Here is a 20,453-nt window from a genome sequence, read left to right on the forward strand (position 1 = left end):
TGAGAAAACCCTAAACTTGGCTCAGTCGTACAAATAAACTCATGAATTCACAGAGTTACTTGTGTCGACTGACAATCTTGCGATCATCAATGTACCCACAAGCACCCACACGAATTACTTGATTCCAGATTGTTAAAGAGCGATTCGGTTAGCGCTTTGGCTGAACCAGGCCGCGCATTTTACGCCAGCCTTACATCCTGTCAAGCGTTTATTTTCGAGAATCCGGTAACTTACACACCCTCGAAACCGCTTGTCCAACCCGCCTGGCTCAAGGCCTTTAGCGTGTCAGGGAGGCGCATTCTACAGCAGTTTGAACCGCTGTCAACACCTCGTTTTGCGCTTTGATCAACACCGCCAATCAAAGCACCTGGAGAGCATATCACCCTCCCCAGTGAGCGGCGCATTCTACACCACTCCGCAGATCCGTCAACTGCTTAAATCTAAAAAAGATTTGCAAGCCATTGATTCTAAAGCGCTTTAACAAGACGCCCCGATCAGCGAGAGGCGCATTATAGGCACCTCAAATTCTGCGTCAAGCGTTTTTATGCAGCACAAACAAAAAACCCGCAGCCAGGGCTGCGGGTTTTAGTCTGCTACCGGTTTACTTGACGTCTTCAACCGACTTCAGCGGGTAGTGCGCCGGGTACGGCTGGGTAGCCACACCGGATTCGACAGCAGCCTTGGCTACAGCGGCCGGCACGCGCTCGATCAAGCGAATATCCATCGGCTTCGGAATGATGTACTCACGACCGAACTCCAGCTTGATGCCGCCATAGGCTTCAGAAACGTAATCCGGCACCGGCTCCTTGGCCAGCTCGCGAATGGCGTGCACTGCAGCGATCTTCATTTCTTCGTTGATGCGGGTAGCACGAACGTCAAGTGCACCACGGAAGATGAAGGGGAAGCCCAGTACGTTGTTTACCTGGTTCGGGTAGTCGGAACGACCGGTAGCCATGATCACGTCAGGACGCGAGGCATGGGCCAGCTCAGGCTTGATTTCCGGATCCGGGTTGGAGCAGGCGAACACGATCGGATTCTCAGCCATCAGCTTCAACTCAGCCGGCTGCAGCAGATCCGGACCTGACAGGCCAACAAATACGTCTGCGCCCTTCATGGCGTCGGACAGAGTGCGCTTGTCAGTCTCAGTGGCAAAGATCGCCTTGTACTCGTTCAGGTCATCACGACCAGCATGGATTACGCCCTTGCGGTCGAGCATGTAGATGTTTTCGACCTTGGCACCCATGCTCACCAGCAGCTTCATGCAGGCGATAGCAGCAGCACCAGCACCCAGGCAAACGATTTTGGCGTCTTCAATGGTCTTGTCGGCCAGCTCCAGCGCATTGATCATGGCTGCTGCGGTAACGATGGCGGTACCGTGCTGGTCATCGTGGAAAATCGGGATATCGCACTGCTCGATCAGCGCACGCTCGATCTCAAAGCACTCGGGGGCCTTGATGTCTTCCAGATTGATGCCGCCAAAGGTGCAAGAGATACGCTTTACGGTATCGATGAATGCTTGCGGGCTCTCGGATTCAACCTCGATGTCAAATACGTCAACACCGGCGAAGCGCTTGAACAGCACGCCCTTGCCTTCCATAACCGGCTTGCTGGCCAGCGGGCCCAGGTCGCCCAGACCGAGAATGGCAGTACCATCGGAAATCACGGCTACCAGATTACCCTTGCCGGTGTACTTGTAGGCATCTTCCGGGTTCTTGGCGATTTCACGAACCGGCTCGGCAACACCGGGACTGTAGGCCAGAGCCAGATCGCGGGCAGTGGCAGTAGGCTTGGTCAGCTCGACACTCAGTTTGCCCGGACGCGGGTTGGCATGGTAGTCGAGTGCATCGGTTCTCAAATCAGACATGGTCGAATTTCCGGTCAGGTTGCTCATGCGGACGGCCGAGAATACAGAAAAGCCCCCCGCCGAACAAGACGAGGAAGGGTTATCTGTCAAGGACATTAATGTACAACAATGCGACCAGGTCCGAATTGCCCGGCTCTACTGGTCAGCCCCCATTAACACCTCGAGCATCAACGGATGAGTCAGTGTCAGCATGTAGCGCTTGCGCCCCTTGCGCGCAACATTGGCGCCGCGGTCTATCACCCAGCCACGCACCTCAACATCCAGCCCGTGCCATTGCAGTGCCGGCCAGCTCGCCAACTCGGCGGTGGCGATACGCAGCACCAGCGGGCCATCAAGCTCCAGCCACAGCCAGTCGCGGGTACGCTCTACCTTGTTGATGCGTCCGCGCACCAGAGCAAAGCCGCCGGCATCAACCTGCCTTGCCTGGCGTACCGGCGAGCCTGACCAGAGCCCGAGCCGCTCACTGCGAGCGCGCTGCTCGGCATGCATGTGACAGTCCGCCAGAGTGGCATTGGGTGGCATGAATACCGCAAAACCCAGCCCTTCCTGCAGCAGACGAGCCTCTATGTTGTCGCCCTGGGCATCAAAGGCATGGGCCAGCAGACGACCGTAGCGATCACGCGCCTGCTCGCCGGGCAGCAGATAAAATTGCTCACCACCATCTACCAATGACTGCAAACGTCGCTTTGCTGCCTGCGCCCAGGGCTGTGATGGCTTGCCGTCGCGGCCGATTTCCGGCGTATCCAGACCAATCAGCCGGACTCGCGTGGCATCCTGCAATTGCAGGGTATCGCCGTCTACTACCCGACTGACCTTCACCTCAAGCAGCGTGTCAGGCTGCTGCCGGCACAACTCCGCCTGTACGCTCGCGACCATAGCCCAGACAACAAAAAAGGCGCCCCACTGGAGCGCCTTTTTCGCATCGGGCCATGCCAAGTGCATGCCCCTGCGCATTACTTCTTGGTGCTGATGGCACCGAAACGCTGGGTAAAGCGCTCGATGCGGCCGCCGGTGTCCAGCACCTTCTGCTTGCCGGTGTAGAACGGGTGACACTCGGAGCATACGTCGATGTGGAACGCCTTGCCCAGGGTGGAACGGGTCTTGATGACGTTGCCACAGCTGCAGGTGGCTTCCACTTCCGAGTAGGTGGGATGCAGATCAGCTTTCATGAATAAATCCTCGTTAGGTGTGCCGCCACCGGGCCGACCTGGCCGGGCACCGCACTGACTGGTAAGGTCCGGGCCGACAGCAATAGCAGCCGGGACCCGAAAATCAGGCCGGCGATGATACCAGAATCCATGGCACACGCAAGTTTTCTGCGGGGTCGCCGGCAATGCTACCATCGCCCTACCTGCCCCGGAACCAGATGCCGTGAGTTCACTGATACTGCAAATCGCCCTGCCATCGCCACTGCGTCGCTTGTTCGACTACCGGGCCGGCCCCGGACTGAGCGCCGACCAGCTGCTGCCCGGAATGCGCGTACGCGTGCCCTTTGGCCAGCGCCAGCTGGTCGGCCTGATCGTCAGCAGCAGCAGCACCTCGGTGGTGCCGGCCAGCAAACTGCGCAGCATTAGCGAACTGATCGACCTCTCTCCAGTGCTGCCAAAAAGCCTTTGGCTGCTGTGCATCTGGACCGCCCAGTATTACCAGCACAGCCTTGGCGACACGCTCAGTTGTGCATTACCCAACCTGCTAGCCCAGGGCGAGGCCGCTTTGGCGCGCCAGGACATGCTCTGGCAACTATTGCCGGCAGCCTATCCGGAACATCCGGCACTGCGCCGAGCACAGAAGCAAAAGGAAGCCGTGCGGATTCTGGCACAGCATCCGCACGGCCTGTCGCACGCCCTGCTCAGCCAGTGGGGCCTAGCCCGCGACACTCTTGAAGCACTGGAGCGCAAACAACTGGTGCAGCGCATCACCCAGTCGCCGCACCACCAGCGCGAACCCCTGCCGCTACTGCGCGAACCGCACCTGCAGGCAAACGCCGAACAGCAGGCGGCGCTGCAGGCGATTGCCGCCGGCAAGGGCTTTACTGCCTGGCTGCTGCAAGGCATCACCGGCAGCGGCAAGACCGAAGTCTATCTGCAGAGCATTGAGCATTGCCTGCGCGACGGCCGTCAGGCACTGATCCTGGTGCCGGAGATCGGCCTGACTCCGCAAACCGTCGAGCGCTTTCGCCGCCGCTTCAATGTACCACTGGCGGTGCTGCACTCCGGACTGAATGACCGCGAGCGTCTGGATGCCTGGCTGGCGGCGCGCGAGGGTGAGGCGGCACTGGTGATTGGAACCCGCTCGGCGATCTTCACTCCGCTGGCTCGTCCCGGCCTGCTGATCGTCGATGAAGAACACGACCTGTCCTATAAACAGCAGGAAGGCCTGCGCTACAACGCCCGGGACCTGGCGGTATACCGCGCACACCTTGAACAGATACCGGTGATACTCGGCTCCGCCACCCCGTCGCTGGAAAGCCTGCACAATGTCGAACGCGGCCGTTATCAGTTGCTGCGCCTGAGTGAACGCGCCGGCAATGCCCGGCCGCCGCAATTCCAGTGCATCGACATCCGCAGCCAGCCGCTGCAAGACGGGCTATCACGGCCCTTGTTGCAAGCGATTGGCAGCCACCTCAAGCACGGCAACCAGGTGCTGGTGTTTATCAACCGGCGTGGCTTTGCCCCGACCCTGATGTGCCACGATTGCGGCTGGATTGCCGATTGCCGGCGCTGCGATGCGCGCATGACGCTGCACCAGCAGCCGGCACACCTGCACTGTCACCACTGCGACAGCCAGCGCCCGATCGATCGCCAGTGCCCGAAGTGCCAGAGCAGCGACCTGCGCCCGATCGGCGCCGGCACCGAACGCACCGAGGACAGCCTGCAACAGCAGTTCCCCGGCTACCCGGTGCTGCGCATCGACCGCGACAGCACCGCGCGCAAGGATGCCATGCAACAGCTGCTGGCGCGCGTGCACAGCGGCGCACCCTGTCTGCTGGTCGGCACCCAGATGCTGGCCAAGGGGCACCACTTCCCGGATGTCACCCTGGTGGCCATTCTGGATGCCGATGGCGGCCTGTTCTCCGCCGACTTCCGTGGTCCCGAGCGCATGGCGCAGATGATCACCCAGGTGGCCGGACGTGCCGGACGCGCCGACAAACCGGGACAGGTGCTGATCCAAACGCATATGGCTGAGCACCCGCTGCTGCAGGACTTGTGCGGCCCCGGCTATCCGGCGATTGCCGCCAGCGAACTGGCGTTGCGCCACAGCGCCGGGCTGCCGCCCTGCCGGTATGCCGCACTGCTGCGCGCGGAGGCCAACCTGGCGCAGACCGCCGAGGACTTTTTGCAACTGGCTGCCGATCTGGCCCTGAAATACCAGTTACCGGTTGAAATACTGGGCCCGGTGCCAGCCGCCATGGAACGGCGCGCCGGTCGCTACCGTGCGCAACTGCTACTGTTGGCGGAACAACGGGCGACGCTACACAGCCTGTTGACACCCTGGCTGCAGCAGCTGGAATTGCTGCCGGCAGCACGCAAGGTGCGCTGGTCAATCGACGTGGATCCGCTGGACATGTTCTGAGGATTTGGCAAGCGGCTGCGGAAGCCGGATAATAGCCGGCTTTCCCGAATTCAGCCGGACACCACCCGCCCATGAAAAGCCTGATCAGCCAACTGCTCGCCAGTGCCGTCGCCAGCCTCCAGCAACAGGGCAGCCTGCCGGCTGAGCTGACCCCGAATATCCAGGTGGAAAACGCCCGTGACCGAGCCCACGGCGACTTTGCCAGCAACCTGGCGATGATGCTGGCCAAGCCGGCCGGCATGAAGCCGCGCGATCTGGCGCAACAACTGGTGGACGCGCTGCCCGCGCATCAGGCGATCCGCGAGGTGGCCATTGCCGGTCCAGGCTTTATCAACTTCTTCCAGGACAGCCAGTGGCTGGCCGTCCAGCTGCAGCAGGCACTGGATGATCCGCACCTGGGGGTGACACAGGCCGCGCCTGTGCAGCGCATCGTGGTTGACTATTCCTCGCCTAATCTGGCCAAGGAAATGCACGTCGGTCACCTGCGCTCGACCATCATCGGGGATGCCGTAGCCAAGGTGCTGGAGTTCCTCGGCCACCATGTGCTACGGCAGAACCATGTCGGTGACTGGGGCACCCAGTTCGGCATGCTGCTCGCCTATCTGGAGGAACACGGCGTCGATGAAGGCGCCGAGCTGGGTGATCTTGAAGGCTTCTACCGCGCCGCCAAAAAACGCTTCGATGAAAGCCCGGAGTTTGCCGACCGTGCCCGCCAGCGGGTGGTCGCCCTGCAGGCCGGCGATGCCCACAGCCTGGCCCTGTGGGCGCGATTTAACGAGATATCCCTCGGTCACTGCCAGGCCGTGTATGAACGCCTGGGGGTCAGTCTGGAGCGTCAGCATGTGCGTGGCGAAAGCGCCTACAACGACATGCTGGCGGCGGTGGTGCGTGATCTGGAGCAGGCCGGTCTGCTGACCGAAAGCGAAGGCGCACGCTGTGTGTTCCTCGATGAGTTCAGCAACAGCGAAGGCAAACCGCTGCCGGTCATCGTGCAGAAGGCCGGTGGCGGCTACCTGTACGCCACCACCGATCTGGCTGCCATGCGCTACCGCCAGCAGCAGTTACAGGCCGACCGTGTGCTGTATTTTGTTGACCAGCGCCAGGCCCTGCACTTCCAGCAAGTGTTCGCCGTGGCGCGCAAGGCTGGTTTCGTCTCCGCCAACATGCAACTTGAGCACATGGGCTTCGGCACCATGAACGGCGCCGATGGTCGCCCGTTCAAGACCCGCGATGGCGGCACGGTGAAACTGATCGACCTGCTCGACGAAGCCGAGCAGCGCGCCCGCGCGCTGGTGCAACAGAAAAATCCGCAACTGGACAGCGCCGAGCTTGATCAGATCGCCCGCGCCGTGGGCATCGGTGCGGTCAAGTATGCCGACCTGTCCAAGCACCGCAGCAGCGATTACAGCTTCAACTTCGAACAGATGCTCAGCTTCGAGGGCAATACCGCGCCCTATCTGATGTACGCCTACACCCGGGTGGCCAGCATTTTCCGCAAACAGCAGCGCGACATGCATGACTGCAGCGGCCTGGCCCCCCTGCAGCTGGACGCCGATGCCGAAGTTGAACTGGGCGCTCATCTGGCGCAGTTCGACAGCACCCTGCAGTATGTGGCCCGCGAAGGCACCCCGCACAGCCTGTGCCATTACCTGTATGAGCTGGCCGGACGCTTCTCGGCCTTCTATGAACAGTGCCCGATTCTGGCTGCCAACAGCCCGGCCGAACGCGACAGCCGCCTGCGTCTGGCGGCACTGACTGGACTGACCCTGCGCCAAGGCCTTAATCTGCTCGGCATCGACACGCTGGAGCGCATGTAACAACAATGGCCAAGGGACGTAAACCTGCACCGAGACGCGGCGCCAGCCGCCCGCAACAAGCTCAGGCGCGCCGTGTGCCGGGCTTTGTCTGGCTGATTGCCGGACTGGCGATCGGCGCCTTCGTGATGCTGCTGATGCGCCTTGAGCCCGGCAACAATGGCGTACAGCGTCAGGCAGATGCCCCAGGCAACAGCCGTCAGAACAGCCGCCCGCCGACACCACCGCCAGCGGTTAAACCGGCTGCGGACAAACCGCGCTTCGAGTTCTACACCCTGCTACCGGAGTCCGAGGTGGAGTCCCCCGGCACATCGTCTACACCGGCACCCACCCCCACCGAAACACCTCCGGAAGTTGCCGCGCCACAGGGTAACTTCTTCCTGCAGGCCGGCTCGTTCCGTCAGGAAGCCGAGGCCAACCGGGTTCGTGCGTCGCTGCTGTTACTCGGCTTCGATGTGCAACTGGAAAATGTGCGCATCAATGGCGACCCCTGGTACCGCGTGCACGTCGGTCCCTTCGCCAGTCGCGAGCTGGCTGGTAACGCGCAGAAGACACTCTCTGGTAACGGCTACAACAATCTGTTGTTGCAACAGCGCAAGACCGGCGGCTAACGCTTGAAATAGCCGCAAGCGCCCCCATACAAGCGGTCACACCCCACAGATCTGCAGGAGCAGCGTGTGACCACAATCGTATCCGTCCGCCGCCACGGCAAGGTGGTGATCGGCGGCGATGGCCAGGTTTCCCTGGGCAACACCGTCATGAAGGGCAATGCCCGCAAGGTCCGTCGACTCTACCGTGACCAGGTGATTGCCGGCTTTGCCGGCGGCACCGCCGACGCCTTCACGCTGTTCGAACGCTTTGAGGCGCAACTCGAAAAGCACCAGGGCCATCTGGTCCGTGCCGCCGTCGAGCTGGCCAAGGACTGGCGCACTGACCGCGCCCTGCGTCGTTTGGAAGCCCTGCTGGCCGTCGCCAACAAGGATGCCTCACTGATCATTACCGGCAATGGCGATGTCATCGAACCGGAAAACGGCCTGATTGCCATCGGCTCCGGCGGACCCTACGCCCAGGCCGCCGCCACCGCGCTGCTGCAACACACCGAGCTGTCGGCACGAGAAATCGTCGAGACCAGCCTGAACATTGCCGGTGATATCTGCATCTATACCAACCGCAACCTGACCATCGAGGAGCTGGACGCCGATACCTGAGGCGACCGGAAACCACACATGTCCATGACGCCCCGCGAAATCGTCCACGAACTCGACCGCCATATCATCGGCCAGCAGGATGCCAAGCGCGCCGTGGCTATCGCCCTGCGTAACCGCTGGCGGCGCCAGCAGCTGCCGGAAGCCCTGCGCAGCGAGGTCACCCCGAAGAACATCCTGATGATCGGCCCCACCGGTGTCGGCAAGACCGAGATTGCCCGACGCCTGGCAAAACTGGCGCAGGCACCGTTCATCAAGGTGGAAGCAACCAAGTTCACCGAGGTTGGCTATGTTGGCCGCGATGTCGAATCGATCATCCGCGACCTGGTGGATGCCGCGATCAAGCTGCTGCGTGAGCAGGAAATGCAGAAGGTGCTGCACCGCGCTGAGGACCTGGCCGAAGAGCGGGTACTCGACGCGCTGCTGCCACCCGCCCGCCAAGGGGCCAGCGACCTTCCTGCGCGCGAGGACAACAGCACTCGCCAGCTGTTCCGCAAGCGTCTGCGCGAAGGCCAGCTGAACGACAAGGAAATCGACATCGAGGTGGCTGACATGCCGGTTGGCGTGGAGATCATGGCGCCGCCCGGTATGGAGGAAATGACCAGCCAGCTGCAGAACATGTTCTCCAGCTTCGGCAAGGGCAAGCGCAAGACCCGCACCCTGCCGGTGGCCGATGCTTTGAAGATGATCCGCGACGAGGAAGCCGCGCGACTGGTCAATGAGGATGAGCTCAAGGGCCGCGCCATTGAAGCGGTGGAGCAGAACGGCATTGTCTTCCTTGACGAGATCGACAAGGTCAGCAAGCGCGCCAACAGCGGTGGCGGCGCCGACGTATCACGCGAGGGTGTGCAGCGGGACCTGCTGCCGCTGATCGAGGGTTGCACGGTGAACACCAAGTTCGGCATGGTAAAAACCGATCACATCCTGTTCATTGCCTCAGGCGCCTTCCACCTGACCAAACCCTCCGACCTGATTCCGGAACTGCAAGGCCGCCTGCCGATCCGTGTCGAACTGCAATCACTCACCCCGGACGACTTCAAGCGCATCCTCACCGAACCGCACGCCTCGCTGACCGAGCAGTACAAGGCGCTGCTGGAAACCGAAGGACTGCAGATCGAGTTTGCCGAGGACGCCATCCAGCGCCTCGCTGAAATTGCCTGGCAGGTTAACGAGAAGACCGAGAACATTGGCGCCCGTCGCCTGCACACGGTACTGGAACGGCTGCTTGAGGAAGTATCCTTCAGCGCCGCCGATCTGGCCGGGCAGCAGGACGGCGCGCCGCTGCGTATCGATGCCGCCTATGTCGACCAGCACCTGGGAGAACTGGCAGTCAACGAGGATCTGAGCCGGTATATTCTGTAAACCAGCTGCAAGCTACAAGCCAATAGCTCACCCTCTAGGAAAACGCTGATCAAATAGCTGCTGTGTCAACGCGACAACCGATGACCTGTTCTGGACACGCTGTAAATACATCCCTGTAAGCTCGACGATGCCCGTCCAGGGCATCGACGGTCCAGAACAGGTCATCGGTAATCGCGTTCCGAAGAAGCCGAGCTTGTAGCCCGAAAAAGGACTATCCATGCCTGTTCCAACCCGCATCAAACTGCACAAGGCTTCGCGGACCCTCGAACTGGGTTATGCGGATGGAAGCAGCTTCAGCCTGCCGGCGGAGTTTCTGCGGGTCCATTCCCCCTCCGCCGAGGTACGCGGCCATGGCCGGCCGGTATTGCAGACCGGCAAGCAGAACGTTGCCCTGACCGGCGCCGAGATGGCCGGCAACTATGCGCTCAAGCTGAGCTTTGACGACGGCCATGACAGCGGACTGTACAGCTGGGACTATCTGTACGAACTGGCAACCAATCAGCCGACAATGTGGCAAAACTATCTGGATCGTCTGGCGTCAGCCGGCGAGAGCAGGGATCCGGATGTATCCCGGGTAAGACTGATTACCTGAAATTCAACAGCAATCCCGAACAATGACCTACCGGTCATGCCATTTTCATCTACTCTCCTGTAAAAGACTGTTAACAGTAGCTCGTATGGCGTGGTAATTTGTCGCAACAACAAGACACCCATCCCACGGAAGGTCACTAAAGTGCCATCACTGCTGCCAGCTCCAGCAGCAAAGACACTAAGGACCGCCGACGCGACTATCAGGTGACAGCCTTTTTCGGCATCACCGCCCTTTGACTGCCATACACGAGCAGGTCAAGCGTCATTCAGGAGACATTCAGACATGACCCACAAGAACAATGATGAACTCAGCCAGAAGGCCAGCGAAAGCATTCTTGGCCCCAATCCGGTCATCGGCGTCCCCACTCGCGACCTGATCAGTACCGCACGCCTGGTGCTGCGCCAGACTGTCAGACAGCCGGTACACAGCCTCAAGCACATTGGTCGTCTTGGGCTGGCGCTGAAAGACGTCATGATCGGGCGCTCGGGGCTGGCACCGGCGGCGGATGACAAGCGCTTCGCCGATCCGACCTGGAGCCAGAACCCGCTGTATCGCCGCTACATGCAGGGTTACCTGGCCTGGCGCAAGGAACTGAACACCTGGATCAGTAACGCTGATCTGTCGGAGCGGGATATCAGCCGTGCACAGTTCGTTATCGCATTGATGACCGAAGCCATGTCGCCAACCAATACTGCGCTGAACCCGGCAGCCCTGAAGCGCTTCTTCGAGACCGGCGGCAAAAGCCTGTTCGATGGCATGACCCATCTGGTGCAGGACCTGATGAACAACGGCGGCATGCCCAGTCAGGTCAACATGAACGCCTTCGAGGTTGGCAAGAATCTGGCCACCACCAAGGGTTCCGTGGTGTTCCGCAACGAAGTGCTGGAGCTGATCCAGTACAAGCCACTGACCGAGGAAGTCCACGCCCGCCCGGTGCTGGTGGTGCCGCCGCAGATCAACAAGTACTACGTATTCGACCTCTCGCCAGAGAAAAGTCTGGCGCGCTACCTGACCATGAACCACCTGCAGACCTTCGTCATCAGCTGGCGCAACCCGACCAAGGCGCAACGCGAGTGGGGTCTGTCGACCTATATCGAGGCGATCAAGGAAGCCATCGAGGTGGTACTGGAAATCACCGAGAGCAAGGACCTGAGCATGCTCGGCGCCTGCTCCGGCGGCCTGACCATGGCATCCCTGCTGGGCCACTATGCAGCACTCAAGCAGAAGAAGATCCACTCCTTCACCCTGCTGGTCAGCGTGCTGGACACCGATGTCAAAAGTCAGGTCTCGCTATTCGCCGACGAGAAGTCTATCGAGGCGGCGCGCCGTGCCTCCTACCAGAGCGGCGTGCTGGAAGGTCGCGACATGGCCCGGGTGTTTGCCTGGATGCGGCCCAACGACCTGATCTGGAACTACTGGGTGAACAACTACCTGCTCGGTAACGAGCCGCCGGTGTTTGACATCCTGTTCTGGAACAACGACACCACCCGTCTCCCGGCCGCCCTGCATGGCGAGTTCCTCGAGATGTTCAAGACCAACCCGCTGACGCACGCTGGCGCACTGGAAGTCTGTGGTACGCCGATTGATCTGAAACAGGTAAAAAGCGAGTTCTGCTGTATCGCCGGCCTCACCGACCACATCACGCCCTGGGAGTCCTGCTACAAGTCAGCCAAGCTGTTCGGCGGCAAGGGAGAGTTCATCCTGTCCTCCAGCGGCCACATCCAGAGCATTCTCAACCCGCCGGGCAACCCCAAGGGTCGCTTCTTTACCAACAGCAGCATGAACGACACGCCGCACAAATGGCTGGAGGGCGCAACCAAGCACTCCGATTCCTGGTGGCAATACTGGCGCGACTGGCTGCAAGCCCGTGCCGGCGAGCGCAAGCCGTCACCGGCCGTGCTCGGCAACAGCAACTACCCGGCCCTGGAAGACGCGCCCGGTACCTATGTACATGTACGCTAGGATGCGTTGCCACAGGACCCCTTGAATGCCGCAATCATTCGTTTTCCGCACCATCGAGCTGGACGGCCAGTACCTGCGTACCGCCGTCCGCCCGGGCAGCAACAAATGGCCGCCGCTGCTGATTTTCAATGGCATCGGCGCCAACCTGGAGCTGGTCATGCCGTTCGTGCGCGCCCTGGATCCTGAGCTGGAGGTAATCGCCTTCGACGTTCCGGGTGTCGGTGGTTCGTCGACCCCGGCCACGCCGTTCCGCTTTCCCGGCCTGGCCAAGCTGGCCGCGCGCATGCTCGACTACCTGAACTACGGTCAGGTCAACGCCATCGGCGTGTCCTGGGGTGGCGCCCTGGCCCAGCAGTTTGCCCGCGACTACCCGGAGCGCTGCAAGAAACTGATACTGGCCGCCACCTCGGCCGGCGCGGTGATGGTGCCTGGCAAGCCCAAGGTGCTACTGAAGATGGCCAGTCCCCGTCGCTATATCCAGCCTTCGCATGGTGTACGCATTGCGCCGGATATTTACGGTGGTGGCTTCCGCCGCGATCCCGATCTGGCCCGTGCGCATGCTGCCAAGGTACGCTCCTCCGGCAAGCTCGGGTACTACTGGCAGCTGTTTGCCGGACTCGGCTGGACCAGTATCCACTGGCTGCACCGGATCAAGCAGCCGACCCTGGTGCTGGCCGGCGATGACGACCCGATCATTCCGCTGGTCAATATGCGCATGCTGGCCTGGCGCATCCCGAATTCGGAGCTGCACATCATCGATGACGGCCACCTGTTTCTGGTAACCCGCGCCGATACCGTGGCGCCGATCATCATGCGCTTCATTGCCGAAGAGCGCCTGCGCGCCGTGGTCCGCCCACGCGCTATCAGCGACAACAGCGAAGGCGCCAAGGAATAGCGGGTGTCGGCAGACATTCACCTTTTCGTTTAGACTGGCACCCGGCCGCATACCGGCCGGACTGCCCGGGCACCCCGGCAGTCAGGACCCCGCAACAGCACAAGGATCGCCGGATGGCCGCAGTCGATGCCGCGCACCGCAGAGACCGCAGCGATGCATGCAGCGCGTTGGCGGCACTCTGTCGTTGTCTGGTGCAACAGCCCTGCCATCACCGCCGCCAGTTCGGCCAATTGCTGCAAGGCGTGCTGCAACTGCTGCAGGGTCAACGCATCGTCATCACTGACAATCTCGACCCGCGCCTGCGTGACCCGCTCTGGGAGCAACCCGCCGACCAGCTACAGCTGCAGCTCTGGCAACTCTGCCGCAACCAGGGCCGTGACTGGCTCGACGGTCTGCAGCTGGCACCCGCCGAACGCAGCAGCCTTGGGTTGCTGTGTCGGCAACTGGCGGACGCCCTGTCGCCGGCCAACAGTCCGCTGAGTCCACTGCTGCGCCAGCAACTGGCCGCACAGGGCCCAAGCATGCTGGCCAACGGCGCGCTGAAACTGGCCGCCGACCTGCTGCTGGAGCAACCGCTGGCGCCAATGACCGATCACAGCGCGCACCTGCCCGGACGCACCCTGGCCACCAGTGAGGGGCAGGTGGTGCTCCGCCTGCCAATGTTTGAGCTGATCCACTACCAGCCACTTGGCGCATCGGTATACCGACGCCCGCTGCTGATGGTGCCACCGCCGATCAACCGCTTTTACCTGCTCGACCTGACACCCCAACAAAGCCTGGTCCAGCATGCCCTGGCACAGGGTCACCAGGTATTCATGATCAGCTGGCGCAATCCCAACCCGAGTCACTGCCAGTGGGGCTTCAACCACTACATACGCGCGCTCGATCAGGCGCTGCAGGCCAGCAGCCGGATCTGTGACGGACAGCCGGTGAATCTGCTGGGCGTCTGCAGTGGCGGCATCCTCACCCTGTTGCTGCAAGGCCTGCTGCAGGCCCGTGACCAGCAGCAGCGACTGACCAGCGCCAGCTATCTGGTAACGCCAATCGACAGCCGGCTGGACACCGACATGACTCGCCTGCTTGGCCCCTCCAGTCTCGCGCAATTGCGCCGGCGGGTATGGCAACAGGGCTACCTGAATGAACGCCAGCTGATTGGCAGCTTTGCCTGGATGCGCCCGCAACTGACCGTCTGGCCGCAGGCCAGCCAGCGCTATATGGAAAACATCCCGGCCAGCAGTGACCCGCTGGACTTCTGGAGTCAGGATGCCACCCGCCTGCCGGCACGGCTGGTCGAGGATCTGCTGCAACTGCTGGAACAGGATCCGCTCGGCGGCGCCCAGCAGCTCTGGGTCGACGGCCTGCCGGTAAACCTGCAACGCCTGCAGATCCCCAGCTGGCACATGGGCGCCGAACGTGATCACATAGTGCCCTGGCAAAATTCCTGGCCCGGCCAGCGCATGGGAGGCGAGCGCACCTTTGTCCTGAGTAGCGGCGGGCACGTACAAAGCTTGCTGAACAACCCGCAGAGCGGGCGCGGCTGGTATGCCACCAGTCTGGTCGACAGCAGCAGCCCGACGCACTGCGCAATGCAGCACAGCCGCCAGCCCGGCAGCTGGTGGAGCGCCTGGACCGACTGGCTGGACAACCATGCCGGCGACCTGCAGGACAGCAGCGCCCTGCGCCAGCACCCGGACTATCCGCCGCTGCAGGCGGCACCCGGTCGCTATGTGCATCAATTGTGAGGGATCACCATGAAAACCCGTGACCGTATCCTGCTATGCGCCTTGACCTTGTTCAACGAGGAAGGCGAACCCAACGTCACCACCCTGGAAGTCGCCAACGAACTGGATATCAGCCCGGGCAACCTCTACTACCACTTCAAAGGCAAGGAAGCGCTACTGGAGGCACTGCTAGGCCACTTCCAGCAGGCCACCCTGGGGTTGCTGGAAAGTGACGGCGAAGACCACGCGCCCAACGCCGAGGACCTCTGGCTGCTGCTGCACCTGCTGTTCGAACGCATCGGCGAATACCGTTTCCTGTTCTGCGACCTGTCGAACCTGATGCAACGCTACCCGTTCCTGCGCAAGGCCATGCAGCACTGGCTCGGCCGCTTGCGTAACCGCCTGCAGGAGCTGTTGGAACAGTTGCAGCGCGACGGGCACCTGCAGACCCATGGCCAAGCGCTTGACCATCTGCTCGACGCCCTGTGTCAGACCGTGCTGTTCTGGCTGGACTACCGGCGGGTGGGCGGTGACCCCGAGCCAGATCCGGCAGAAGCGGTAGTACAGCTGCTGAGCCTGCTACAGGTCTATCTGGACGGTGATTACCGTGACTGGATCGCACAACTAACCGAGCAATACCAGCCGCACTGAACATAAAAAAAACCCGGTCAGGCAGAACCTGACCGGGTTACTTTGGGCAATGCAGTCGCCTTATTCGGCGGCCGGGGTTTCCGGCTTGGGCGCCACGGCCGGGGTGACCGCAGGCGCTGCCGGAGCAGACGCCTTGGGCTTGGCCGGCGCGCGCGGAGCGCGGGGCTTGGCCGGGGCCTTGGGCTTGCTGGCAGCCGGTTTGGCAGCCGCCGGCTTGGGCGCTGCAGCCGACTTGGCAGCCGGCTTGCTGGCTGCAGGGGCTGCCGGAGCGGCCAGCTTGGCTGCCGCCGGAACCGCCTTGGGCGCGACCTTGGGCTTGGCCGCGGCCTTTTTCAGACCGGCAATCAAACCCGCCAGCTCATCCACGCGTGCCGACAACTGCTGCACTTCATCACGTGAAGGCACTCCGAGACGCGACACAGCGCTGTTCATGCGCTTATCGAAGGCTTCCTCAAGCTCGGCCCAGCGACCGGACAATTTGCCCAGCGCCTTATCGGCCTTGCCCTTGGCGTTATCAAGCGGGCTTTTCTTGCCCTTCAGCACCTTGATCTGCTTGTCCAGCTCGGTCTTGGCGGTTTTTTCCGCCGCCTCGCCGTCCTTGATCAAGGCATCGAACAACTTGACGCCTTCCTTGCCTGCCTTGGCATAGGCACCCAGGCCTGCCAGCCAGATCTGCCGAGAGTACTTCTCGACCTCAGCGACCCAGCTGCCGTCCTGCTCTTCAACCTGTTTTTTCTTGCCTGCCATCGGAGTGTCTCCTCAGTGACGATAGATCTTACTTTTGCAGCGACTTGATCGCGGCAGTCAGATCGTCCAGCTTGGCGGAGAGTTGATCGACGTCCTTCTTGCTCGGGATGCCCATGCGGCCCAGCGCAGAGGCAACGCGCTCGTCAAACACTTCTTCGACCTTGGCAAAACGACCGCCGGTCTTTTCCTGCACCTTTTCCTGAACCTTTTCCTTGAAGCTTTCAACCTTGCTGCTGGCAGCTTCGATCTGGGTGTTGATCAGCTCCTTGCCCTGCTTCTCGACTTCCTCGCCTTCACTGACCAGGGTCTTGAAGTACTCGGCACCTTCCTTGCCAGCCTTGGCGTAGGCGCCCAGGCCTGCCAGCCAGATCTGGTGGGCATACTTCTTCACATCGGCGGTGAAGTTGGCGGCGTTTTCTTCGATCTGATCAGCAACTTTCTTGGCAGCGTTCTTGGCCATGGTGATATCTCCTGTAAAGGTAGTAGAACTTCTCAGGGGGTCAATGGCGACCCTTGATGATCAAACTACCGGGGAGAATTAGAAAACACATACTAGAAACGCCGGCAGGCGAAATTATTTTCTCAGGCCAGGTATTTCTCCAGCGCCTTCTCCACCTCACCGCGAATCATCCCGGCCATCGGAGTCAGCATCAGGCCCAGTTTCACCTGTACCCGCACATTGTCATCCGAGACCTGAATAGTGCCGTCGGCGCCGCTGCGCTTGAAGGTCAACTCATCGCCCTGCCAAGTGCACTTGGCATCCAGCTTTTGCGCCAGCTTGTCAGCCAGCTTCTGTGCGCGCTCGCGGGCGGTTTCCTTGCCCAAGGTGTGTTCACGGGTGATATCAACAGTGGCCATGCTAAAACCTCGTTGTTGTAGTAAACAAATACAGGGATTCCTGTGACTCGGGGGATTGTCTCATAAAAGAACAAATGACAGCGATCCGACGAAACCCGGGTGCGACAGGCTGACTCAAGGACGCACAGCGCAGTCGCGCAAAATACGGTTAGAATAGCTGATCACTTCAGCAGCAGGCACAGATCATGAGCGACATGGGCGACCGGCAAGGCAGCGACAACACCACCCACTTCGGTTTCAAGACCGTGCGCGAGGATGAAAAGGCCCAGCGCGTTGCCGAGGTCTTCCATTCGGTAGCCGCCAAGTACGACCTGATGAATGACCTCATGTCCGGCGGCATCCACCGGCTGTGGAAACGCTTCACCATCGAACTGTCCGGCGTGCGCAGTGGCAACCGGGTACTCGACATCGCCGGCGGTACCGGTGACCTGACCCTGAAATTCTCGCGACTGGTCGGTCCCGAGGGTCAGGTGGTTCTGGCCGACATCAATGATTCGATGCTCAAGGTTGGCCGTGACCGACTGCTCGACCGTGGCGTGGCCGGCAACGTGACCTTCGTTCAGGCGGATGCCGAAGCACTGCCGTTCCCCGACAACCACTTCGATTGCATCACCATCGCCTTTGGTCTGCGTAACGTGACCCACAAGGAACGCGCCATCGAATCCATGCTGCGCGTTCTCAAGCCGGGTGGGCGTCTACTGGTGCTGGAGTTCTCCAAGCCGAACAACCCGCTGCTGTCCAAGGTCTACGACAAGTACTCGTTCAATGTGCTGCCGGTGATGGGCAAGCTGATTACCAACGACAGCGAGAGTTACCGCTATCTGGCCGAGTCGATCCGTATGCACCCGGATCAGGAAACCCTCAAGGCGATGATGGAAGACGCCGGCTTTGTGCGGGTCAGCTATCACAATATGACCGGCGGCATTGTCGCCCTGCACCGCGGAATCAAGCCCTGATGCTCAGCCAGGCCCTGCTGGCCGCCGTCGAACGCAGTCTGGCTGCGGCGCTGCGGCGCGATCCGCTGACCGCCCACCGGCTTGGCGAGCTGCAGGGCTCACGACTGCTGGTAAAGGTCAGCGACAGCAACCTCAGCCTGCTGCTGCTGCCGGACGCCGAAGGCATCCAGTTGCTGGCCGGCGAGCATGAGGCCGACTGCAGCTTGCACGCACCAGCCAGCGTACTGCTGCAACTGCTGGTCAGCCGTGAGCCCCAGGCGCTGCTGAAGCATCCTGAGCTGCAACTTCAGGGCGACAGCCAGCTACTGGTGCGGCTGCAGCAGATTGTCGCCGACCTGCGCCTGGATGGTGAAGCCGAGCTGGAACGCTGGGTTGGTCCGGTCGCCGCGCATGCCCTTGCCAGCCCGCTGCGCGATGCCTGGCACTGGAGCCGCAGCGCCGGTGACAGCCTGCGACAGACTCTGGCCGAATACCTCACCGAGGAAAGCCGGCAACTGGTCGGCAATAACGAGGCCGAGGTGTTTGCCCGGCACCTGCACCAACTGCAACTTGACCTGGACCGCCTGGAAGCCCGCCTGGTGCTGCTCCAGCAAGACCCAGCGGAACCTTCCGAGACATGAACCTGACTGCCCTGCTGCGCCTGTTGCGCATCGCCCATGTGTTTGCCCGCTACCGGCTGGACCAGTTGTTACTGGCCTTGCCGTTACCTTGGCATGCCCGCCTGTTGCTCCTGCTGGGTCCCTGGCGCCTGCGTCGGGCGCCGCGCAATCTCAGTCGCGGCGAGCGTCTGCGTATGGCTTGCCAGGATCTGGGGCCGGTATTTATCAAGTTTGGCCAGATACTTTCCACTCGCCGTGACCTGCTGCCCGACGATATCGCGCTGGAACTGGCCTTGCTGCAGGATAAGGTGCCGCCGTTCCCCGCCGCCGAGGCGCGTAGCCGTATCGAGGAACAACTCGGCCAGCCCATCGATCAACTGTTCGCCAGCTTCAGCGACCAGCCGCTGGCCTCGGCCTCCGTCGCCCAGGTACATGCGGCCCGCCTGCAGGACGGCAGCGAGGTGGTGGTCAAGGTAATCCGCCCCGGCATCCGCCGCACCATTCACCAGGACATCCAGTGGCTGTTCCTGGCCGCCCGGCTTCTGGAACGGCTGTCCAGCGATGGCCGCCGACTGCGTCCGGTCGAGGTGGTCAGCGACTACGAAAAGACCATCTTCGATGAGCTCGACCTGTTGCGCGAAGCGGCCAACGGTTCACAGTTGCGGCGCAACTTTGAAGACTCGCCAATCCTTTATGTACCGCGCATGCACTGGGAACTCTGCCGCAGCAAGGTACTGGTGATGGAGCGCATCACCGGCATCCCGATCACCCGCATGGACGAGCTGGCGGCACAGAACACCGACCTGAAAAAGCTCGCTGAGCGTGGCGTGGAAATCTTCTTCACCCAGGTATTCCGTGACAGCTTCTTTCACGCCGACATGCATCCGGGCAATATCTTCGTCTCGCACAAGCACCCCTGGGACCCACAGTACATCGCCATCGACTTCGGTATCGTCGGCAGCCTGACGCCGGAGGACCAGAACTACCTGGCACGTAACCTGATGGCCTTCTTCAAGCGCGACTACCGCCGCGTGGCGCAGTTGCACATCGACTCTGGCTGGGTGCCGGCGGACACCCGGGTGAATGAATTCGAGGCAGCCATCCGCAGTGTCTGCGAACCGATTTTCGAGCGCCCGCTGAAGGACATCTCCTTCGGTCAGCTGCTGCTGCGGCTGTTCCAGACTGCCAGGCGCTTCAATATGGAAGTGCAGCCGCAACTGGTGCTCCTGCAGAAAACCCTGCTGAACATTGAAGGCCTGGGCCGTCAGCTGTACCCGGAACTGGACCTGTGGAGCACCGGCCTGCCACACCTGGAGCGCTGGATGCGCGAGCGCAGCCTGCCGCAGAACCAGTTGCGCGGCCTGCAACAACAACTCGAGCACCTGCCGGCCTTGCTGCAAACCGGCCAACGCGCGCTGGAGCAATTGGCCAAACCCGTGCCTACCCCGACCGCTGCCGGTAACCGTAGCCAGCGACTGGCCGGCGCCGTATTGCTGATGCTGGCGGGCAGCCAGCTGGGGCTGCAACCGGCACTCTGGACCCAGGCTACCCTGCTGCCCTGGCTGCTACCCGGCGCCATCGGCCTGTGGCTGGTACTTCGCCGTGCATAGCCAAGTGCAGGCCTGACTGGCACACTACGCCAGGCGCATACACC

At 61.6% G+C, this 20,453-nt stretch carries 19 protein-coding genes; 13 read left to right on the forward strand and 6 right to left on the reverse strand.

The features are described 5' to 3' along the window. Positions 1-601: 601 nt before the first annotated feature. The 3 genes from BMZ23_RS08655 to rpmE form a co-directional block, all read right to left on the reverse strand. Complete coding sequence (locus BMZ23_RS08655) at positions 602-1,864, reverse strand: malic enzyme-like NAD(P)-binding protein (RefSeq protein WP_093475560.1); 1,263 nt, start codon at positions 1,862-1,864, stop codon at positions 602-604. 135 nt (positions 1,865-1,999) lie between these two features. After that, positions 2,000-2,806 carry a thermonuclease family protein gene (locus BMZ23_RS08660; protein ID WP_245748166.1) on the reverse strand — a complete coding sequence of 269 codons (807 nt, stop codon included), beginning with the start codon at positions 2,804-2,806 and terminating at the stop codon, positions 2,000-2,002. Between the two features lie 11 nt (positions 2,807-2,817). Further along, positions 2,818-3,033 carry a 50S ribosomal protein L31 gene (rpmE, locus tag BMZ23_RS08665; protein ID WP_093475566.1) on the reverse strand — a complete coding sequence of 72 codons (216 nt, stop codon included), beginning with the start codon at positions 3,031-3,033 and terminating at the stop codon, positions 2,818-2,820. A gap of 202 nt (positions 3,034-3,235) precedes the next feature. Between rpmE and BMZ23_RS08670 the strand changes: the two genes are divergently transcribed. From BMZ23_RS08670 to BMZ23_RS08715, 10 genes are all read left to right on the forward strand, one after another. Further along, complete coding sequence (locus tag BMZ23_RS08670; RefSeq protein ID WP_093475570.1) at positions 3,236-5,437, forward strand: primosomal protein N'; 2,202 nt, start codon at positions 3,236-3,238, stop codon at positions 5,435-5,437. A gap of 71 nt (positions 5,438-5,508) precedes the next feature. After that, on the forward strand, positions 5,509-7,254 hold the full coding sequence (gene argS, locus BMZ23_RS08675; protein ID WP_093475573.1) for an arginine--tRNA ligase: 1,746 nt from the start codon (positions 5,509-5,511) through the stop codon (positions 7,252-7,254). Positions 7,255-7,259: 5 nt separating this feature from the next. Then, complete coding sequence (locus tag BMZ23_RS08680) at positions 7,260-7,862, forward strand: SPOR domain-containing protein (protein WP_093475576.1); 603 nt, start codon at positions 7,260-7,262, stop codon at positions 7,860-7,862. Between the two features lie 66 nt (positions 7,863-7,928). After that, a complete protein-coding gene (gene hslV, locus BMZ23_RS08685) occupies positions 7,929-8,459 on the forward strand; it encodes an ATP-dependent protease subunit HslV (RefSeq protein ID WP_093475580.1) in 531 nt (176 codons plus the stop codon). An 18-nt stretch (positions 8,460-8,477) separates the two neighbouring features. After that, on the forward strand, positions 8,478-9,818 hold the full coding sequence (gene hslU, locus BMZ23_RS08690; RefSeq protein ID WP_093475583.1) for an ATP-dependent protease ATPase subunit HslU: 1,341 nt from the start codon (positions 8,478-8,480) through the stop codon (positions 9,816-9,818). A gap of 217 nt (positions 9,819-10,035) precedes the next feature. Further along, positions 10,036-10,410: a gamma-butyrobetaine hydroxylase family protein gene (locus tag BMZ23_RS08695; RefSeq protein ID WP_093475586.1), complete on the forward strand. Its 375-nt coding sequence runs from the start codon at positions 10,036-10,038 to the stop codon at positions 10,408-10,410. A gap of 282 nt (positions 10,411-10,692) precedes the next feature. Further along, the gene (gene phaC / locus BMZ23_RS08700; RefSeq protein ID WP_093475588.1) at positions 10,693-12,372 is read left to right on the forward strand and encodes a class II poly(R)-hydroxyalkanoic acid synthase; all 1,680 of its coding nucleotides are present in this window, start codon (positions 10,693-10,695) and stop codon (positions 12,370-12,372) included. A gap of 25 nt (positions 12,373-12,397) precedes the next feature. Beyond that, complete coding sequence (phaZ, locus tag BMZ23_RS08705; RefSeq protein WP_093475591.1) at positions 12,398-13,267, forward strand: poly(3-hydroxyalkanoate) depolymerase; 870 nt, start codon at positions 12,398-12,400, stop codon at positions 13,265-13,267. Positions 13,268-13,380: 113 nt separating this feature from the next. Next, positions 13,381-15,009, forward strand: coding sequence for a PHA/PHB synthase family protein (locus BMZ23_RS08710; protein ID WP_093475593.1), 1,629 nt, complete (start codon positions 13,381-13,383; stop codon positions 15,007-15,009). A gap of 9 nt (positions 15,010-15,018) precedes the next feature. Beyond that, entirely contained in the window at positions 15,019-15,639 is a 621-nt protein-coding gene (locus BMZ23_RS08715) for a TetR/AcrR family transcriptional regulator (RefSeq protein ID WP_093475595.1), read from the forward strand. 60 nt (positions 15,640-15,699) lie between these two features. Here BMZ23_RS08715 and BMZ23_RS08720 read toward each other — a convergent pair whose 3' ends face one another. The 3 genes from BMZ23_RS08720 to BMZ23_RS08730 form a co-directional block, all read right to left on the reverse strand. Continuing rightward, a complete protein-coding gene (locus tag BMZ23_RS08720) occupies positions 15,700-16,386 on the reverse strand; it encodes a phasin family protein (RefSeq protein WP_093475597.1) in 687 nt (228 codons plus the stop codon). 28 nt (positions 16,387-16,414) lie between these two features. Beyond that, positions 16,415-16,846 (reverse strand): phasin family protein, encoded by a 432-nt coding sequence (locus BMZ23_RS08725; RefSeq protein ID WP_093475600.1) that lies wholly within the window; start codon positions 16,844-16,846, stop codon positions 16,415-16,417. A 122-nt stretch (positions 16,847-16,968) separates the two neighbouring features. Next, positions 16,969-17,244 (reverse strand): polyhydroxyalkanoic acid system family protein, encoded by a 276-nt coding sequence (locus tag BMZ23_RS08730; RefSeq protein WP_093475603.1) that lies wholly within the window; start codon positions 17,242-17,244, stop codon positions 16,969-16,971. Positions 17,245-17,429: 185 nt separating this feature from the next. On the opposite strand from BMZ23_RS08730, the gene ubiE reads away from it, so the two are divergent. The 3 genes from ubiE to ubiB are packed head-to-tail and all read left to right on the forward strand — an operon-like array spanning position 17,430 to position 20,409. Then, positions 17,430-18,200 carry a bifunctional demethylmenaquinone methyltransferase/2-methoxy-6-polyprenyl-1,4-benzoquinol methylase UbiE gene (gene ubiE / locus BMZ23_RS08735; RefSeq protein ID WP_093475606.1) on the forward strand — a complete coding sequence of 257 codons (771 nt, stop codon included), beginning with the start codon at positions 17,430-17,432 and terminating at the stop codon, positions 18,198-18,200. Beyond that, positions 18,200-18,820: a ubiquinone biosynthesis accessory factor UbiJ gene (locus tag BMZ23_RS08740; protein WP_093475609.1), complete on the forward strand. Its 621-nt coding sequence runs from the start codon at positions 18,200-18,202 to the stop codon at positions 18,818-18,820. Before ubiE ends, BMZ23_RS08740 begins: the two co-directional genes overlap by 1 nt. Next, on the forward strand, positions 18,817-20,409 hold the full coding sequence (gene ubiB / locus BMZ23_RS08745) for a ubiquinone biosynthesis regulatory protein kinase UbiB (protein ID WP_093475612.1): 1,593 nt from the start codon (positions 18,817-18,819) through the stop codon (positions 20,407-20,409). The genes BMZ23_RS08740 and ubiB overlap by 4 nt, the downstream gene beginning before the upstream one ends. The last annotated feature ends 44 nt before the right edge of the window (positions 20,410-20,453 follow it).

Origin of the sequence: Halopseudomonas yangmingensis (genome assembly GCF_900114825.1) — a bacterium.
Taxonomy (GTDB): Bacteria; Pseudomonadota; Gammaproteobacteria; order Pseudomonadales; family Pseudomonadaceae; genus Halopseudomonas; species Halopseudomonas yangmingensis.

Coding starts and splice junctions, on each gene's coding strand:
- BMZ23_RS08655 (WP_093475560.1), bottom strand. CDS start 1,864: ATGTCTGATTTGAGAACCGATGCACTCGACTACCATGCCAACCCGCGT.
- BMZ23_RS08660 (WP_245748166.1), bottom strand. CDS start 2,806: ATGCACTTGGCATGGCCCGATGCGAAAAAGGCGCTCCAGTGGGGCGCC.
- rpmE (WP_093475566.1), bottom strand. CDS start 3,033: ATGAAAGCTGATCTGCATCCCACCTACTCGGAAGTGGAAGCCACCTGC.
- argS (WP_093475573.1), top strand. CDS start 5,509: ATGAAAAGCCTGATCAGCCAACTGCTCGCCAGTGCCGTCGCCAGCCTC.
- BMZ23_RS08680 (WP_093475576.1), top strand. CDS start 7,260: ATGGCCAAGGGACGTAAACCTGCACCGAGACGCGGCGCCAGCCGCCCG.
- hslU (WP_093475583.1), top strand. CDS start 8,478: ATGTCCATGACGCCCCGCGAAATCGTCCACGAACTCGACCGCCATATC.
- BMZ23_RS08695 (WP_093475586.1), top strand. CDS start 10,036: ATGCCTGTTCCAACCCGCATCAAACTGCACAAGGCTTCGCGGACCCTC.
- phaC (WP_093475588.1), top strand. CDS start 10,693: ATGACCCACAAGAACAATGATGAACTCAGCCAGAAGGCCAGCGAAAGC.
- phaZ (WP_093475591.1), top strand. CDS start 12,398: ATGCCGCAATCATTCGTTTTCCGCACCATCGAGCTGGACGGCCAGTAC.
- BMZ23_RS08710 (WP_093475593.1), top strand. CDS start 13,381: ATGGCCGCAGTCGATGCCGCGCACCGCAGAGACCGCAGCGATGCATGC.
- BMZ23_RS08715 (WP_093475595.1), top strand. CDS start 15,019: ATGAAAACCCGTGACCGTATCCTGCTATGCGCCTTGACCTTGTTCAAC.
- BMZ23_RS08720 (WP_093475597.1), bottom strand. CDS start 16,386: ATGGCAGGCAAGAAAAAACAGGTTGAAGAGCAGGACGGCAGCTGGGTC.
- BMZ23_RS08725 (WP_093475600.1), bottom strand. CDS start 16,846: ATGGCCAAGAACGCTGCCAAGAAAGTTGCTGATCAGATCGAAGAAAAC.
- BMZ23_RS08730 (WP_093475603.1), bottom strand. CDS start 17,244: ATGGCCACTGTTGATATCACCCGTGAACACACCTTGGGCAAGGAAACC.
- ubiE (WP_093475606.1), top strand. CDS start 17,430: ATGAGCGACATGGGCGACCGGCAAGGCAGCGACAACACCACCCACTTC.
- BMZ23_RS08740 (WP_093475609.1), top strand. CDS start 18,200: ATGCTCAGCCAGGCCCTGCTGGCCGCCGTCGAACGCAGTCTGGCTGCG.
- ubiB (WP_093475612.1), top strand. CDS start 18,817: ATGAACCTGACTGCCCTGCTGCGCCTGTTGCGCATCGCCCATGTGTTT.